Annotated in this window: 16 protein-coding genes; 8 read left to right on the forward strand and 8 right to left on the reverse strand. The window is 69.2% G+C overall.

Features of this window, described 5'->3' with window-relative positions:
• The first annotated feature begins 16 nt into the window (after positions 1-16).
• Complete coding sequence (locus D620_RS0100775) at positions 17-2638, forward strand: M14 family metallopeptidase (RefSeq protein ID WP_051020487.1); 2622 nt, start codon at positions 17-19, stop codon at positions 2636-2638.
• A gap of 55 nt (positions 2639-2693) precedes the next feature.
• Positions 2694-3428 carry a hypothetical protein gene (locus D620_RS0100780; RefSeq protein ID WP_033375791.1) on the forward strand — a complete coding sequence of 245 codons (735 nt, stop codon included), beginning with the start codon at positions 2694-2696 and terminating at the stop codon, positions 3426-3428.
• Here the strand turns inward: D620_RS0100780 and D620_RS0100785 are convergent.
• Positions 3402-4079 carry a Fe2+-dependent dioxygenase gene (locus D620_RS0100785; RefSeq protein WP_017663874.1) on the reverse strand — a complete coding sequence of 226 codons (678 nt, stop codon included), beginning with the start codon at positions 4077-4079 and terminating at the stop codon, positions 3402-3404. The two genes, D620_RS0100780 and D620_RS0100785, sit on opposite strands and share 27 nt — an antisense overlap.
• Positions 4080-4090: 11 nt before the next feature.
• The gene (locus D620_RS0100790; protein WP_017663875.1) at positions 4091-4732 is read right to left on the reverse strand and encodes a TetR/AcrR family transcriptional regulator; all 642 of its coding nucleotides are present in this window, start codon (positions 4730-4732) and stop codon (positions 4091-4093) included.
• A gap of 122 nt (positions 4733-4854) precedes the next feature.
• Here D620_RS0100790 and D620_RS0100795 point away from each other — a divergent pair, with 122 nt between their 5' ends.
• Positions 4855-7176 (forward strand): TonB-dependent receptor domain-containing protein, encoded by a 2322-nt coding sequence (locus D620_RS0100795; protein ID WP_017663876.1) that lies wholly within the window; start codon positions 4855-4857, stop codon positions 7174-7176.
• A 58-nt stretch (positions 7177-7234) separates the two neighbouring features.
• On the opposite strand, the gene D620_RS0100800 is transcribed toward D620_RS0100795, so the two are convergent.
• Positions 7235-7525: a hypothetical protein gene (locus tag D620_RS0100800; RefSeq protein WP_017663877.1), complete on the reverse strand. Its 291-nt coding sequence runs from the start codon at positions 7523-7525 to the stop codon at positions 7235-7237.
• 135 nt (positions 7526-7660) lie between these two features.
• Here D620_RS0100800 and serS point away from each other — a divergent pair, with 135 nt between their 5' ends.
• From serS to D620_RS0100815, 3 genes are read left to right on the forward strand one after another with little or no spacing between them, the layout of a single operon-like run.
• The gene (gene serS / locus D620_RS0100805) at positions 7661-8941 is read left to right on the forward strand and encodes a serine--tRNA ligase (protein ID WP_017663878.1); all 1281 of its coding nucleotides are present in this window, start codon (positions 7661-7663) and stop codon (positions 8939-8941) included.
• A complete protein-coding gene (gene surE / locus D620_RS0100810) occupies positions 8941-9705 on the forward strand; it encodes a 5'/3'-nucleotidase SurE (protein ID WP_017663879.1) in 765 nt (254 codons plus the stop codon). The genes serS and surE overlap by 1 nt, the downstream gene beginning before the upstream one ends.
• Positions 9705-10787, forward strand: coding sequence for a potassium channel family protein (locus D620_RS0100815; protein WP_017663880.1), 1083 nt, complete (start codon positions 9705-9707; stop codon positions 10785-10787). Before surE ends, D620_RS0100815 begins: the two co-directional genes overlap by 1 nt.
• Here D620_RS0100815 and D620_RS0100820 read toward each other — a convergent pair.
• From D620_RS0100820 to D620_RS0100830, 3 genes are read right to left on the reverse strand one after another with little or no spacing between them, the layout of a single operon-like run.
• Entirely contained in the window at positions 10777-11178 is a 402-nt protein-coding gene (locus tag D620_RS0100820; protein ID WP_017663881.1) for a DUF1761 domain-containing protein, read from the reverse strand. The genes D620_RS0100815 and D620_RS0100820 overlap by 11 nt on opposite strands.
• Positions 11175-11696: a hypothetical protein gene (locus tag D620_RS0100825; RefSeq protein ID WP_155799912.1), complete on the reverse strand. Its 522-nt coding sequence runs from the start codon at positions 11694-11696 to the stop codon at positions 11175-11177. The genes D620_RS0100820 and D620_RS0100825 overlap by 4 nt, the downstream gene beginning before the upstream one ends.
• Positions 11697-11754: 58 nt before the next feature.
• A complete protein-coding gene (locus D620_RS0100830; protein ID WP_017663883.1) occupies positions 11755-11994 on the reverse strand; it encodes a DUF6356 family protein in 240 nt (79 codons plus the stop codon).
• A 79-nt stretch (positions 11995-12073) separates the two neighbouring features.
• Between D620_RS0100830 and rimO the strand changes: the two genes are divergently transcribed.
• Both rimO and D620_RS0100840 read left to right on the forward strand, forming a co-directional pair.
• Positions 12074-13447: a 30S ribosomal protein S12 methylthiotransferase RimO gene (gene rimO / locus D620_RS0100835; RefSeq protein WP_017663884.1), complete on the forward strand. Its 1374-nt coding sequence runs from the start codon at positions 12074-12076 to the stop codon at positions 13445-13447.
• A 386-nt stretch (positions 13448-13833) separates the two neighbouring features.
• On the forward strand, positions 13834-14709 hold the full coding sequence (locus tag D620_RS0100840) for a L,D-transpeptidase family protein (protein ID WP_017663885.1): 876 nt from the start codon (positions 13834-13836) through the stop codon (positions 14707-14709).
• Between the two features lie 49 nt (positions 14710-14758).
• Here the strand turns inward: D620_RS0100840 and tilS are convergent, their stop codons facing one another.
• Together tilS and D620_RS0100850 are read right to left on the reverse strand one after the other, a co-directional pair.
• On the reverse strand, positions 14759-15763 hold the full coding sequence (gene tilS, locus D620_RS0100845) for a tRNA lysidine(34) synthetase TilS (protein ID WP_017663886.1): 1005 nt from the start codon (positions 15761-15763) through the stop codon (positions 14759-14761).
• The gene (locus D620_RS0100850; RefSeq protein ID WP_017663887.1) at positions 15754-16794 is read right to left on the reverse strand and encodes a tetratricopeptide repeat protein; all 1041 of its coding nucleotides are present in this window, start codon (positions 16792-16794) and stop codon (positions 15754-15756) included. The genes tilS and D620_RS0100850 overlap by 10 nt, the downstream gene beginning before the upstream one ends.
• Positions 16795-16988 lie beyond the last annotated feature (194 nt).

Consider the following 16988-nt stretch of genomic DNA (forward strand, 5'->3'; position numbering starts at 1 on the left):
CGAACAGGGACAGACGATGCGTGACATGATCCGGGGTTGGAGCCTCATTCTCCTTGCCATCTTCGCCTCGGCCTCGCCCGCAGGTGCGCAATCCTTTGCCGAAGGGCAGTTCGATCCCGCAATCCCGACGCTCACCGCCACCGCCGGCCATGCGCCGGGCAGCCGGATCACCTCGCCCGACCAGGCCTATGCCTATTTGAAGGCGCTCGCCGCCGCCGCGCCCGATCGGGCGCGGCTGGTGCAGTATGCGACGAGCTGGGAGGGGCGGCCGCTCTACTATCTGGTGCTCTCGGCACCCGCCAATATGGCGCGGCTCGATGCGATTCGCGCCGACATGGCGAACATCGCTGCGGGCCGCGCAGGCAATGGCAGCGCGCTGCCGGTGACCTGGCTGCAATATGGCGTCCACGGCAACGAGATCTCCTCGACCGATGCCGCGCTGATGACCGCCTATCACCTGCTCGCCGCGAAGGGCGACGCGCGGGCCGACAAGATCATGGCCGGCACCATCGTGGTGATCGACCCGATGCAGAACCCCGACGGGCGCGCGCGCTTCGTCAACAACTTCCTCGCCGCGACCGGCATTGCCGCCGACGCCGACCGGCAGGCGGCCGAGCATGACGAGCCCTGGCCGAGCGGGCGGGTCAACCACTACATGTTCGATTTGAACCGCGACTGGTTCACGCTCTCGCAGCCCGAAACCCGCGGCAAGGTCGCCGCGATCCGCCAGTGGAACCCGGTGGTGGTGGTCGACCTCCACGAGATGGGCGGGGACGAGACCTATTTCTTCACGCCGGCCGCCCAGCCCTACAGCCCCAACCTCACCCCCGCCCAGATCCGCGCCTATGAACTGATCGGCCGCTACAACGCCGCCGCCTTCGATGCGCGCGGCGAGCCTTTTTTCACCCGCGAGGTCTATGACCTGTTCTACCCCGGCTATGGCGACACCTGGAACGCGCATCAGGGGGCGGTCGGGAGCACCTACGAACAGGGGTCGGCGCGCGGGCTCGTGTTCAAGCGCCGCGACGGGACCGAACTGACCTATGCCGATGGCATCGCCAACCACTTTTCGGCAAGCCTCGCAACGGCGAGCGCGGTGGCGGACAATGCGCAGCGTTTCCTCGCCGATTTCGCCGCCTACCGCGCGGGCAATGCGAGCGGCGCGGCGGGCAAAGGCACCTATGTGATCGACCTCGGCAAGCGCCGCTGGAATGCCGAACGGCTCGGACGGCGCCTTGCTGCGCAGGGCATCACCGTGCTGCGCCGCGAGGGCGGAGCCAGCGCTTGCGGCAAGTCCTATCCCGCCGGCTACCTCGCCGTGCCGCAGGCCCAGCCGGCCGCACGGCTGGTGCGCAGCCTGCTCGACCGCGACACGCCGCTGCCGCCCGATTTCCTCGCCGAACAGGAGCGCCGCCGCTCGGTCGATCTGCCGCACGAGCTTTACGACGTGACCGCCTGGGCGGTGGGGCCGATGGCGGGGGTCGACGTGGCGCTGTGCAATATTGCCAGCGGCGGCGACACGGTCAGCGCCGACGCGCCGATCACGCCTAGGGCCGAAGGCAGCGGGGCCTTCGCCATTGCCGTGCCATGGACCGACAGCGGGCAGGCGCGCCTCGTTACCCTTGCCCTTCGCGAAGGGATCGAGGGCCGCGTCACCGACAAGGCCTTCGTTGCAGGCGGGCGGACGTTCCCGCGCGGCACGGTGGTGTTCCCCGCCGGTTCCAACACGCCCGGGAAGATGGCGCGCCTTGCCGCGCTGGCGGGCGAGATCGGCGCGGCCACGGTCGCGCTCGACAATGGCTGGGTCGAGAACGGGCCCAATCTCGGCAGCGAGCATTTCGTGCGCCTCACCGTGCCGCGCGTGGCCGTGGCGTGGGACGACGGGATCGACCAGCTTTCGGCAGGCGCGCTGCGCTATGTGCTCGAACAGCGCATCGGCTTGCCCGTGACCCCGATCCGCACCTCTCGCTTGGCCCGCGCGGACCTCTCCGACTATGACGTGGTGCTGGTGCCCGAGGGCAACCCTTCCGCCCAGTTCGGCGATGCCGGCCAGCGGGCCCTGCGCGCCTTCGTCCAGCGCGGCGGGGTGCTGGTGGCGATTGGCGACAGTCTCGAGACGTTCAGTTCAGGCGACAATCCGCTGCTTGCGGTCAAGCGCGAGGCGGCGCTGGGCCGCGATCCCGGCGAGACCAGCGGCGACAAGAGCGATCTGGCCGAAGCCGCCGAAATCGCCAGCGATGCCGCCTACCGCGAGGCGATCAAGGACCCGGCCGCGCTCCCGGACACGCTGCCCGGCGCGCTGCTCAACGTGGTGGGCGAGCCCGACCACTTCCTCTCGGCCGGCTATGACGATGGTGCAGTGGTGCTGGCGACAGGGACGCAGATCTTCACGCCCTTGGGGCGCGACAAGGGCGTCAACGCAGTGCGCTTTGCGGCGCCCGGCAACCTCGTCGCCAGCGGCTATGTGTGGGACGAGAACCGGCGGCAGATGGCCTACAAGCCCTACCTGATGGCCCAGCCGACCGGTCGCGGGCTGGTGATCGGCTTTGTCCATGACCCTTCGACCCGCGCCTTCCTCGACGGGCTCGACCTGATGATCGCCAACGCGGTGCTGGTCGCGCCCTCGCGGGTGCGCTGAGCCGAACGCCAGAGTGTCCTAGCGGATGGACACGGTTTGTGTCATGCTGGCCGGCATGACGCTGTTTCACGCGCTTGTCGTGTTCCATGTCGCCACCGGCGCGGTGGGGCTGATCGCGTTCTGGGGACCGATCGTCACGAGGAAGGGCGCAGCAGCGCACCGCAAGTGGGGCCGCGCAGCGTGCTACGGCTTCCTTGGCGCAGGGACGCTCGCCATCGCGATGGCCTTCCTGTCGCTCTACGGCCCCGAACACCGCCACCCCGAGGTCACCGACCGCAGGCTGTTCGACGGGCTGTTCGGGTGGATGATGCTCTATCTCGGCATGCTCACCATCGGCTTTGTCGACTATGGCCTTGGGGTGGTGAGGCACAGCCGCAACCGCCGCGCCTTGCGCTCGGCCCGCTATCAGGCGGTCATCGCTGCGGTGGTACTGACCGGCGCGTGGTGCGGCTGGTTCGGCTGGCAGGTGGGCCATCCGCTGATGATGCTCGTCGCCTTCATCGGCATCGCCGCGATGCTGATCCAGCAGCGTTATATCTGGCGCGAGAGCGATCCGCCGCGCGGGACCCACATTGGCGAGCATTTCCGCGCCCTCATCGGCATGGGCATTTCGGCCTATACGGCGTTCCTGTCGGTGGGGCTGATCCGGCTGGTGCCCGAACATGTCTTCAACCCCGCGATCTGGGCGGGGCCGAGCGTCATCGGGGTGAGCCTGATCGTGTGGTTCACCGTAAAGGGCAAACGCGCCGCCGCGCCGAAGCGGTCAGACCCGCGCCCACATCCGCAATAGATTGGCGATGGTCTTGTCGAGCGTCAGCAGCTCGGCGGACTGTGCGGGCAGCTGCGCGCGCAAGGAAGCGCGCAGATTTTCCAGATCGAACAGCAATTCGCGCCGGGCAGCGTCGGCGATCATGCTCTCGATCCATCCCACGCACACGATCCGCTGTCCCCGCGTCACCGGCCGCACCTCGTGGATCGAGCCCGAGGGGTAGAGCACCAGATGCCCCGGCTCGCCCTTTACCGACTGGGTCGCCCCGGCGGCGTGAATGACAAGCTCGCCGCCGTCGTATGCCTCGGGCGGGGTCAGGAACAGCGTGAAGGACAGGTCGGTGCGCACCCGCCGGTCGCCCTTCCCCATCAGGGCATTGTCGACATGCGCGCCATAGCCCCCGCCCTCGCCCGTCCGGCTGACCAGCAGGTGCGAGAAGCGGCGCGGCTGCGCGGCGGCGCGGATCACCGGGTGGCTTTGCAGGAGGCCCGTGATCTCCTCGGCGAGGCTGCGGCCCGCGGTGGAATCCATCACCGCCTGCGCGTTGCGCTTGACCTCGCGCGCGACCGCCCCTGCCGTCTCGCGCCCGTCCCGCCATTCGAGCAGGGCAATGCGGTCATGGATGGCGGCGAGGCGATCGGCCTCGGGGATAGCGTCGACAGCGAGGATCATCGCCGCAAGCCTTAGCGGCGCAGCAGGCCTTCCGCCAGCAAGCGATTGACCCCGTCGGCGACCTCTTCGGGGGACTTGTCATTCCGGCCCCACACCGCAAAGCGCAGGCCCGCAAACACGTTCATGCCCATCATCGCCCAGGCCTCGATCTCGCCCAGCCCGTCGCGGAACTCGCCCCGTGCCGCGCCAGCCTGCAAGCGCTCGACAAAGCGCGCGGCGATCGTCTCGTAATGTTCGCGGTAACTTGCCGGATCGACGAACTCGGCCTCGTCGATGATGCGGTAGACTTCCTTGTGCTCGGCCGCGAAGTTGAGGAAGGCGAGGAGCCCTGCGCGCTCGATCTCGAGCGCCCCCATGCCCTCGCTGATCGCCGACCTCGCGCTGCTTTTCACCTGCTCGCTCATGTCCGCGACCAGCGCGCGGAACAGCGCGTCCTTGCTGTCGAAATAGGTATAGAAGCTGCCCAGCGCCATGCCGGCGCGGCGGGTGATCGAGCTGACCGAAGCCTCGTGGAAGCCCTTTTCGCCGAACTCCTCGGCCGCCGCGTCGAGCAGCTTGCGCAAGGTGCGCCGCCCGCGTTCGGTGCGCGGCGTCTTGGCGTCAGGCGACGCATCATCGGCGACCGGCGCCGCAGCTTCCCGAGTGTTGCCCATCTGCCTCTCCCTCGGCGCTTTCGGTAGGCCGCGCAACGGGCCCGCACAAGTCTAAACTTGAAAGGTGGTTCAACTTTCAATACGAGTGATGGCCATAAGAGGGCCAGGAGAGGAACCAACCCATGAAAACGATGCTTTGCACCCGCGCACTGCTGCTTGCCGGCGCCGCCGGACTTGCCGTCTATGCCGCCCCCGCCGCCGCGCAGGACGCCGCCGACGAAGCCGCCGCCGCTGCCGCTGCCGAGGAAGACGGCGTCATCTACGTCACCGCCCGTCGCCGCGAGGAAAAGCTGCTTGACGTGCCATTGTCGGTCACCGCGATCTCGGGCGAGGCGCTTGCCAAGCAGGGCGTGCAGGATATCACCCAGGTCGCCCAGCAGGTGCCCAACATCACGCTCGAAGTGAGCCGCGGCACCAACACCACGCTCACCGCCTTCATCCGCGGCGTCGGCCAACAGGATCCGGTCGCCGGCTTCGAAGCGGGCGTCGGCCTCTACGTCGACGATGTCTACCTCAACCGCCCGCAGGCCGCGGTGCTCGATGTCTATGATGTCGAGCGCATCGAAGTGCTGCGCGGGCCGCAGGGCACGCTCTACGGGCGCAACACCATCGGCGGCGCGATCAAGTATGTCACCGCCGACCTGCCCGACGATCTGAGCCTCAAGGCGCGCGCGACCTACGGCTCATACGACCAGGCCGACCTGATCGTCACCGCCTCGACCCCGATCGGCGACAGCTTCAAGATCGGCGCGAGCGGCGCGCGGCTGTCGCGCGGCGGCTTCGGGGAAAACCTGACGCTCGGGACCGAGAACTACAACAAGGACGTCTGGGCCGCGCGGGCCACGGTCGAATTCGAGAGCGGCCCGGTCAAGGCGCGGCTTTCGGGCGACTACGTCAAGGACAACTCCGAAGCCCGCCAGGGGCACCGCTTCATCCCCGGTCTGCGCAGCGGCGCGCCGGTGCTGGGTGACGTGTTCGACACCCGCGCCGGGCTCAACATCGTGGACCAGGAGGTCGAGGCCTATGGGGCTGCACTCAACATCGCGATCGAACTCTCCGACACGCTGACCTTCAAGTCGATCACCGGCTACCGCGAGGACAGCTCGACCACCCCGATCGACTTCGACAGCCTTCCCGCGATCGATCTCGACGTGCCGGCGATCTACGAGAACAACCAGTTCAGCCAGGAACTCCAGCTGCTCTACGAGGGCGACAAGCTGTCGGGCGTGCTCGGCGTCTACTACCTCGACGCCAATGCCTTCACCGCCTTCGACGTGGCGCTGTTCACCACCGTCAACGGCCTGACCGCGCAGACCCTGGGCGATGTCGATACCGAAACCTGGTCGGTGTTCGGCGACTTCACCTACGATCTCACCGACACGCTCAGCGTCTCGGTCGGCGGGCGCTACACCAACGACAAGCGCACCAGTCTGGTGCTGCGGCGGACCTTCCTCGGCGGGTTCTCGAACCTGTTCGGCGGGACCGGTGCGGTGATCGCCACCACCAGCAACTTCACCGGCAGCGCCACCTTCGAAGACTTCAACCCGCGCGCCTCGATCAGCTGGCAGCCGACGCCCGACCACAACCTCTATTTCACCTATTCGCAAGGGTTCAAGGGCGGCGGCTTCGACCCGCGCGGCCAGACCACCGCATGCCGCAACCCGACCGGCGGGGCCTGCACGCCCGAACAGGTCTACGACTTCCTCGCCTTCGACCCCGAAACGGTCGACAGCTACGAGGCGGGCTGGAAGGCCTCGCTGCTCGACAACCGGCTCAACATCAGCCTCGCGGGGTTCCTCGGCAAGTACAAGGACGTCCAGATCCCCGGCTCGGTCGGCTTCGATGCCAATGGCGACGGGGTGAACGAGAGCTTCATCGGCATCACCTCCAACGCCGCAAGCGCCGATGTCAACGGGATCGAATTCGAAGGCAACGCGCTGGTCGGCCGCGACTTTGCCGGTGACGGCAGCCGCTTCACCGTCAACTGGTCGCTCGGCGTGATCGACGCCAAGTTCAACACCTTCATCGACGCCTTCGGCCGCGATGTGGCGAGCCAGCGGGTCTTCCAGAACACCCCCGACATCACCGCCCACATGGGCTTCGACCTGGGCCTGCCGCTGGCCGGCGGGATCGTCGATTTCATCGGCACGGCCGCGCTGCGCTCGGATGCGAGCCAGTTCGAAGTGCCCAACCCGTTCCTCGATCAGGACAGCTTCGTGCTGGTTGACGCGAGCATCGTCTACACCTCGGACGACGGGCGCTATTCGCTCGGCCTCCATGGCAAGAACCTGTTCGACAAGGAATACATCGTTGCCGGCTACAACTTCGTCGCTGGCGGCGTGGGCGGGGCGCCGTTCGTGCCCACGCTCGGGCGCGAAGGCACGCTGACCGGCTTCTACGGCGATCCGCGCCGCGTGTTCGTCACCGCACAGGTCAACTTCTAGAAACCCTTTCCCCAACGGGGCGGCGGCCTCTGGCTATCCACCGCCGCCCCGCTTCGGGTCAGGGCAGATCGTAGGTCTGGACCGGCGTGGGTACGGTCGGGGGAAGGCTCGGGAGCACCGGCGCGGGCAGCGCGGCGGCAGGCGGCGTGCCTGTCTGCTGCGGCTGCCCGCCCAGCCAGCGCCTGGCGAGATAGCCGCCCACCCCCAGCACCACCATCGTCGGCAGGCTGATGCGCGACAGCACGAAGGGCACCGCCGCGCCCAGCGCCGCGCCGGCCGCGCCGCCCACGGCGGGCGAGTTCTTGGCAAGCTTGGCACCGATCGCGGCGCCGATGATCTTCTTGAGCATGATGCTGTTCTCCTTGGCCTGACGTACCGGTGCAGGGCCGCGAGGGTTCCGCCGCAGGTCGCAGCCACGGCGCGGCCTGCCGACCCCGCCCTTCCCTCTTTCCTTGGGAAGCCCGAGCGGGCATATGCGCGCACCATGCACGATATCCGCCTGATCCGAGAGAATCCGACCGGCTTCGATGCCGGCCTCGCCCGCCGCGGCTTGCCCGGGCAGGCTGCGTCCCTGATCGCACTGGACGAGGAACGCCGCGCGGCGGTGACCGAAGTGCAGGTCGCGCAGAGCCGCCGCAACGAGGCGAGCAAGCTGATCGGCGCGGCGATGGCCAAGGGCGACAAGGACGGCGCCGAAGCGATCAAGGCCGAGGTCGCCGCATTGAAGGACGCGATGCCCGCGATGGAGACCCGCGCCGAGGAACTGGCGGGAAAGCTGAAAGCGGCGCTCGAGATCATCCCCAACCTGCCGGCTGCGGATGTGCCCGACGGCGCGGGCGAGGAAGACAATGTCGAAGTCAGCCGCTGGGGCAACCTGCGCGAATTCGACTTCACCCCCCGCGAACACGCCGACATCGCGCCTGCCCTCGGCATGGATTTCGAGACCGGCGCAAGGCTCTCGGGCGCGCGCTTCACTTTCCTGCGTGGGCCGATGGCAAGGCTCCACCGCGCGCTCGGCCAGTTCATGCTCGACGTGCAGACGGGCGAGCACGGCTATGCCGAATGCAATCCGCCGGTGCTGGTGGGCGATGATGCCATGTATGGCACCGACAAGTTGCCCAAGTTCGCCGAAGATAGTTTCTGCACCACCAACGGGCGCTGGCTCATCCCCACCTCGGAAGTCTCCCTCACCGCCAGCGTCATGGGCGAACTGCTCGACGAAGCCGTGCTCCCCATGCGCCTCACCGCGCTCACCTTGTGCTTCCGTTCCGAGGCCGGGGCGGCGGGGCGCGATACGCGCGGGTTCATCCGCCAGCACCAGTTCGAGAAGTGCGAGCTGGTCAGCATCGTGCGCCCAGAGGATTCCGAAGCCGAACACCAGCGCATGACCCGCGCCGCCGAGACCATCCTCGAACGCTTACGGCTGCCCTACCGCAAGCTGCTGCTGTGCACCGGCGACATGGGCTTCGGCGCGCGCAAGACCTATGACCTCGAAGTCTGGCTCCCGGGACAAGGCGCCTACCGCGAGATCAGCTCGTGCTCCAACACCGGCGACTTCCAGGCGCGGCGGATGAACACCCGCTACCGGGTGGCAGGCGAAAAGCGCACCGAGTTCGTCCACACCCTCAACGGCTCCGGCCTCGCGGTCGGGCGCACGCTGGTCGCGGTGATCGAGAACTACCAGAACGCGGATGGCTCGGTCACCGTGCCCGATGCCCTGCTGCCCTACATGGGCGGTATCACCCGATTGGAACCCGCCCAGTAATGCGCATCCTCCTCACCAATGACGACGGCATCAACGCCCCCGGCCTCAAGGTGCTGGAAGAGATCGCGCGCCAGTTCTCCGACGACATCTGGATCTGCGCCCCCAGCGAGGAGCAATCGGGGGCGGGGCATTCGCTGACCCTGACCCGCCCCGTGCGCCTGCACAAGCATGGCGATCGGCGCTTTGCGGTGAGCGGCACGCCCACCGACAGCGTGATGATGGCGCTGCGCGAAGTCATGCTGGACGCGCCCGACATCATCCTCTCAGGGGTCAACCGCGGCGCCAACCTCGCCGACGACATCACCTATTCGGGCACGGTCTCGGCCGCGATCGAGGGCGCGCTCGCGGGCATCCGCTCGGTCGCCTTCAGCCAGGTCTATGCCCGCGAAGGGATGGGCGACGAGGTGCCCTTCGGCGCGGCGCTCGAATGGGGGCCGAAGGTGCTCGCGAAGCTGATCGACGCGCCGATGGCCGACCGCACGCTCATCAACGTCAACTTCCCCGCGCGTCCCGCCGAGGACGTCAAGGGCATCCGCGTGGTGCGTCAGGGCTTCCACGACTATTCGCGCGGCACCATCGTCGAGGGCCGCGACCCGCGCGGCTACCGCTATTTCTGGTTCGGGCTCGACCAGATCGAGCATACTCTCGACCACGGCACCGACCTTGAAGCGATCGAGGAAGGCTTCGTCGCGGTGACCCCGCTCCAGCTCGATCTCACTCACTATTCGACCATCGGCATCCTTGCCGAGCGGTTCGCCGACTGATGGCACCCCCGGCGCGCCGCAACCCGTTCAGGCGGCGCGCGCTTCTGGCCGACCAGTTCCGTCCGCTCCGGCGCGAGGTGAAGCTCCCCGTGTGGGGCGACCTCGGCCTCAGGCTCGGCCTCGCCTTCCTGCTGATCGCGCTGGTGGTGGCGATCCACTGGCTCGACCGCGACGGCCTGAAGGACACGCACGACGGCGCCATCAGCTTTCTCGACGTCGTCTATTTCACGATGATCTCGATCACCACGACCGGCTTCGGCGACATCGCCCCGATTTCGGACCGCGCGCGGCTGATCGAGGCGGTGATCGTCACCCCGGTGCGCATCGCCGTCCTGTTCATCTTCGTGGGCGCGGCCTACGATTTCGTCATCAAGCGCAGCTGGGAGAAGTTTCGCATGGCCCGCATCGAGGAACAGCTCACCGGCCATGTGGTCGTGCTCGGCTACGGCACCTCCAACAGCCAGAGCGTGGCTGAACTGATCGAGCGCGGCGTGGACCCGCGCTGCATCGTGGTGATCGACCCCAGCGAGGATCGCCTCGCGGCAGCCGAGAAGCTCGGGGTCAACGTGATGGCCGCCGACGCCACCCGCGACGAGACGCTGAAGGCGGTGCGGATCGCCGAGGCGCAGAGCGTGCTGGTGAGTGCGGGTCGCGACGACACCTCGATTCTAATCGTGCTGACCGTCCGCCACCTCGCCCCCAAGGTGCCGATCAGCGTGGTGGTGCGCGCCGACGACAACGAACTGCTGGCGCGGCAGGCGGGGGCGAACAACGTCATCAACCCGGTGCGCTTCACCGGGCTGCTGCTGGCCGGCAGCGTCAAGGGCGCACACATCGCCGATTACCTCGCCGACCTCGCCAGCGTCAGCGGCCGGGTGCAGCTGGTCGAGCGGGTGGTGAGCGAAGCGGAATGCGGCAAGTCGATCGCCGAGCTCGAGAGCGGCGGCAAGGGCCTGAGGGTATACCGCAATGGCCGCCCGATCGGCTTCTGGGAGGACGAATGCCAGATGCTCCAGCCCGGGGACGTGGTGGTCGAGATCGTGCCGACCGCGGCGCGCGAGAGCGCCGCGTCTAGCTCCTGAACCACACGAACACCCCGCCCATCGCCGCCATGCCGGTGATGAAGTGCCCGGCGTCGATCAGGAACAGCGCGAGCGGCTTCCTCAGGTAGAGGTAATTGATCCCGATCGCCGGGATCATCACGCCGACCGCGAAGCCCACCGCCATCATCATCACCACGTGCGGCGGCGGATCGGTGCGGGCGAGGAGGTGCCACAGCACCATCGCGATCAGCATCTCGAAGGCCAGCGTCAGGCCGAAGATCACGGCCATGTTGCCCTCGCGCAGCTGGGTGTTCGACAGGCCCGCCGCGCGCTGCCACGGCTTGCTGAACAGGACGCCATACCACAGCGCGCCGACCGCGAAGAAGGCGGCGGCGCCCGCCAGCACCGGCCACAGGGCAAAGTCGTTCATTTGCGGGTCTCCAGATGAGCTGGCCAGTCGAGGGTGAGCGCTTCGCCCGCGGCGAGCGCGCTCCATGCGGCGAGGAAGGGGTCGAGGCCAGCGCGGATCGCACCCAGCCTGCCGGGCACGCCCTCGGGCGGGGGCACGTGGCCTGCGGCCCACCCGGGCTCGGCCATTGCCATGATGCTGTCGTCGTCCGCCCCGCCGCTCCAGCTCGCCGCCTCGAAGCATTCGACGAGGCGTTCGGCCTGGATCAGCTGGACCAGCCCCGCGTCCGGCACCCCCGCCCGCTTGGCGCTGGCATGGCCGCCCGCGAGCGCGAGCGCCTGCACATCGTCAGGCGCTATCCCGCCCGCGACCAGCCCCCAGAACCCCGCCGCCATGCCGAGCTCGCGCTCGACGAAGAAGTGGTAGGCATCGTGCGGATAGGGGCCCTTCCTGGGGAAGCCGAACGCCGCGCGCGAGCCGTCGGCGCGTTCGAGCGCGATCCTGTCGGCGCTGGTGCCCTTGGTGATGGTAATCCGCATGCCCGGCTCCATACTCCAAGCGGCGCGGGCAGGACAGAGCGCGCCTCAGATGGCGCCCTCAGATGACGTAGGCGAACTCCTCCTCGCCTGGCGCCGGCTTGCGGCCGCGCATCTCGGCGTCGAGCTGGACCACGGTGCGGCTCGCGGTCTTGAAGAAGAGGCCGGGCACCACCGCATGGACCATGCAGGCGAGGCCCCCCAGCGTCATCCGCCAGCCGAAGCTGAAGGCGGTGCGGGCGTGCTGGCCATAGGTCTCGCCGAGGCTGCGCGGGTGGTCGGTGAAGAGCTTGGCGATCATGGCTCTCCCGATGCCATCGCGGGGGCAGCGCGGTCAAGCCTAGCGCGAGCGGCGCACACGGTGTAGGGGCCGCGCCGACATGACCACCGCTCCCACCACCCTCCCCGACCAGAAGCGCATCGGCATGGTCAGCCTCGGCTGCCCCAAGGCGCTGGTCGATTCCGAGCGCATCCTCACCCGCCTGCGCGCCGATGGCTATGCCTTCGCCGAGGACTACGCCGGCGCCGACGTGGTGCTCGTCAACACCTGCGGCTTCCTCGACAGCGCCAAGGAGGAGAGCCTTGCCGCGATCGGCGAGGCGATCGCCGAGAACGGCCGCGTCATCGTCACCGGCTGCATGGGCGAGGAGGCCGAGGCGATCCGCGCCGCGCATCCCAGCGTGCTCGCGGTGACCGGCGCGCACCAGTACGAGCAGGTGGTCGAGGCGGTGCACCTCCATGCCCCGCCCTCGCAGGGGCCCTTCGTCGACCTCATACCCCAACCCGATATCAAGCTCACCCCGCGCCACTACTCCTACCTCAAGATCAGCGAGGGGTGTAACCACTCCTGCGCCTTCTGCATCATCCCCTCGCTGCGCGGGAAGCTCGCCAGCCGGCGCATCGACGCTGTCCTGCGCGAGGCCGAGAAGCTGGTCGCGGCCGGCACGCGCGAGTTGCCCGTCATCAGCCAGGACACCAGCGCCTACGGGGTCGACATCCGCCACGAGAGCCGCGACTGGAAGGGGAGCCCCGTCCGCGCCCACATGACCGACCTCGCCCGCGAGCTTGGCCGCCTTCGCACCCCCGAAGGCCAGTCGCCGTGGGTCCGCCTCCACTACGTCTACCCCTACCCGCATGTCGACCAGGTCATCCCTCTGATGGCCGAGGGGCTGCTCACCCCCTATCTCGACATCCCCTTCCAGCACGCCAGCCCCAAGGTGCTGAAGCTGATGCGCCGCCCCGCCAACGAGGCCAAGGTGCTCGAACGCTTGCACAGCTGGCGCGCGATCTGCCCCGACATCGCGATCCGTTCCTCCTTCGTGGTCGGCTTCCCGGGCGAGACCGAGGACGACTTCCGCTACCTGCTCGACTGGCTCGAGGAAGCGCAATTGGACCGCGTCGGCGCCTTCCGCTTCGAACCCGTCGAAGGCGCGGCGGCCAACGCCCTGCCCGATCCTGTGCCCGAAGAGGTCAAGGAGGAGCGCTACGCCCGCATCATGGCGGTGACCGAGCGCATCTCCGCCGCCAGGCTCGCCGCCAAGGTCGGCCGCAGCCTCCCCGTCATCATCGACGAGGTCGGCGAGCCCGACGAGGACGGCGACATCGGCGCCACCGGGCGTTCCCAAGCCGACGCGCCCGAGATCGACGGCGCGGTCTACCTGCGGGGCGCCAGCGCCACCCTCAAGCCGGGTGCCATCGTCACCGCCCTCATCGAGGACGCCGACGCCCACGACCTGTTCGGGGTGGTCGCGTAAGGCACCCCCGAGTCGTCGTCGCTCCGGGGCAGGTTCAGCGCCTCACGGGCCTCTCAGGCCGCGTGTAGGAGACAATGAGACACTGTCCAGCGCCAAAACTCTTTCCGCCCGCAAGACGGTGCGGGGCGCGGTCGCGCGAGGGGTCGACGATGGCAAAGAGCAAGCCTTGCCGGCCTAGCAAAGTCCGGGTCTGTAGGAAAATGGTACTCCCCGCCTTGTCAAAGGAGGGGGGAGGGGGTGGGGGCTCGGCCCTTCCCCGAGGGGACGGGAGAAGATGGTCCAAGCCCCCCGGCACCCGTTAACCCCTCGCCCCCGCCCGTCCCCGCAAGGGACAAAGCGCGGTTAGGCGCTGGAAACTGACAGGCCCACGCGGCATATTCGTTCTCATGGTCCGGATCATTGCCTTTCTTCTTGCGGTCATCGCGCTGCAATTAGCCGCTTTTGCGCAAGGCCTCCCCGATGCCGGGCGCGCTGCCGACGCCGCCGAGGCGGTCGCGGCGCGCGCCACGGGGACCTTCGAGGCGATCGATCCCGACAGCCAGATGCCCTCAGCCGATGATGCCGCGGTGGTCTATGCCGGCCTGCCGCCGCTGGCCGGCGCAGGCCCCGCCGCGCCGCAAGCCGCGCCCGCCGCCGAAGATGTCGCCGAAGTCGCCGGGGTGGTCGCCGGGGATATCGCAGCGGTCGCCGCGCAGGACCCCGATGCCGATGCCCCGCGCGGGCCCGCGGTGCGGATGATCGCGATGCCGGTGGTGCAGGACCTGCCCGCCCCCGCCCCCGCGCCCAAACCTGCTGGCGGCGGCTTCGTCATCAGGTCGATCCTCCCGGTCGAGGGCACGATCCGCTACGGCGACTGGTTCTGGGACGAAAGCGCCGCGCCTGCCACCGGAGCGCTGGTCATCACCGTCGACCTCGAAGCGCGCGTCATCAGCGCCTGCCGCGATGGCCACGAGATCGGCACCGCGGTGGTGCTGGTGGGCACGCAGGAGCACCCCACCCCGCTCGGCACCTTCCCGATCCTCACCAAGGAGCGCAACAACGTCTCCGAGAAGTACAACGACGCGCCGATGCCCTGGACGCTGCGGCTGACCTGGGACGGGATCGCGATCCACGGCTCGCCGGTGATGAACGGCTATGCCAGCCACGGCTGCATCGGCGTGCCCGACGATTTCGTCGCCAAGCTGTTCGCGGCGGCGAGGCGCGGCGACAAGGTGATCATCACCCGCGGCCGGATGGTCGGGCTGGGCGACAAGATACTCTGATCTCTGGTCACCTTCGGTGGCGCGCGCCAGCGCGGCCGCCAACAAGCACTCAGTTCACGCTCCCCCGCGCCGGCTCGGGACGGAAGCGCCAGACGCGCATCGGCACGCCGACCTTCTCGACGCGTTCCACCCCCGGCACCGCGAGCACCCCGCCCAGCGAGGCGTTCTCGCCCGCCCATAGCCGGTCCCACGCGCGCGCGGCCTCGGCGCGGGTGGCGTGGCCGCCGAGTTCGCGGATGATCCTGAGGATCGTCTCGATGGCGATGACGCGGGGCACATTGGCGCAATAGGTGAAGCCGGGGGCGGCGGTGTCGCTCTCCTCGCGCAGCACCATCTCGTGCCAGTCGAGCTCGGCATACCATTCGAGCGCCTGCCAGCCTTCGGCGATATGCGCAGCGCTGGCGGCGATGGCGACGGGGTCGAGCCAGTCGGCGGCGGCAAGCTGCGCGCGGATCCGGGCGCGTTCGAAGGCGGAGCTGGTGTTGGAAGGGTCCTCGGCCGGCACGATGCCCGCCGCCGCGACCACCGCGGCCAGCTCGGCCTTGCGCCAGCCGATGAGCGGGCGCAGCACGGTGACATCGCTGTCCTCGATCACCCCGCGGGGACGCACCCCGGCAAGGCCTGCAAGCCCGCTGCCGCGGTTCAAACGCATCAGCAGCGTCTCGGCCTGGTCGTCGGCATGGTGCGCGGTGGCGATGGCGCCGAGGCCCGCCTCCCCTGCCCAGCGCGCCAGCGCGCCGTAGCGGGCCGTGCGCGCGCCGGCCATGAGATTGCCGGGGGCGAGCGTTACAGCGAGGGGGGTGAAGGGAACGCCAAGCGCGCCTGCAATCCGCTCGACCAGCGCGACCTCGGCGGCCGCTTCGGGCCGCAACCCGTGATCGACGCTGGCGACCGCGATCCCGCCCGGGAGCGCCTCGGCCGCGAGCAGCAGCAGCGCGAGGCTGTCCGGCCCGCCCGACACCGCCAGGCCGAGCGCTCGCCCCTCGCGCTCCTCGGCAGGCCACAGCGCCGCCAGGCCGGCGGCAAAGCGGGCCGCGGCAGGGCCTAGCTGCACTTCACCTTCGCGCGGGTGGTCTGGTATTCGGTCGCGAGGCGGCCGGCGGCGACCAGCGGGTAGGTCTCGGCAAATTCGGCAAGCGCGATGCAGGCGCGCTTGGTGTCCTTGAGCGCGACCATCGAAGCGCCGAGATAGAGCAGGCTGTCGGGCGCGCGCTCGCCCGCCTTGTTGGCCTGGTAGTTCTTGAGGAACCAGCGCGCCGCATCCTCGGGCATCCGGTCGTCAAGGAAGGCCCGGCCGAGGAGGTTGCGGCCGTAGCTGATCTTGGCATGGGTCGGGTATTGCTCGACATACCTGGTGAGCTGCTGGCGGGCCTCGGGGTAGAAGCCGCCGTTCCAGAGGCGGAAGCCGTAGGAATATTCATCGTCGCCCGGATCGGCGGTCTGCGGCTTGGCGATCGCCTGCACCGCGGCGAGGCGCGAGGGGCTGGGCGAGGCGGCGAGAGTGGCGGCGGGAGCGGTCGGCGCCGGAGCCTGTGCGGGCGGCCTCGTGGTGCTCTGGACGGGCGATTGGGCGGGGCTCTGGGCGGGGCTCGTCGCCGCCGGGGTCAGGGTCGCCGCCGGCTGGAGCGCGGGTGCGGCAGCGGGCGCGGCTTCGGGCAGCGGGGCATTGGCCGCGGTCTCGAGCGCCGCCAGCCGCGTTTCGAGCTGGGCAAGGAGGTTCGCCTGCTCCTCGCTGCGCGCGGTGAGCCGCTGGAGCTGGGCTTCGAGCGTGTCGAGCCGCACGAGGATGTCGGTCACTGCGCTCGCCGCGGGAACGCCGCTCTGGACGGTGGCAGCCGGAGCGCCCGCCCCGCCCGCCATGCCCGGCGCGATCTGCGGCTCGAAGAACTTGCCATCGCCGCCCGGGAAGACCTTGCGCTGCAAGGCGCGGACCTCGGCCTCGATCTTGCGCAGCCGCGCTTCGGCGACGGCGGGGGTTTCCTGCGCGGCGGCCGGCACGGCGAGCGGCGCGACGCTGGCTGCCGCTGCCCCGATCAGCGCGGCTCCGGCAAGACGCAGGGCAAAGGTCTTGGAGCGGGTGGTCATGGCGTCAGGTTCCCTGGCTATTCCTGCGCGAAACTGGCGCGCAGCACATGAACGTTGTCCGAATCTTGCCCCCGCGCCGGGCGCAAGTCGAGACCGCGCCCCCACCTAATCAACGGCAAAAGGGTTAACGGCCCGCCGGAGCCGCCGGTTCGCTGGCAGCGGCGGGCGCGGCGGCCGCAGGCGCGGCGGGCGCA

It is taken from the genome of Porphyrobacter sp. AAP82 (assembly GCF_000331285.1).
Taxonomy (GTDB): domain Bacteria; phylum Pseudomonadota; class Alphaproteobacteria; order Sphingomonadales; family Sphingomonadaceae; genus Erythrobacter.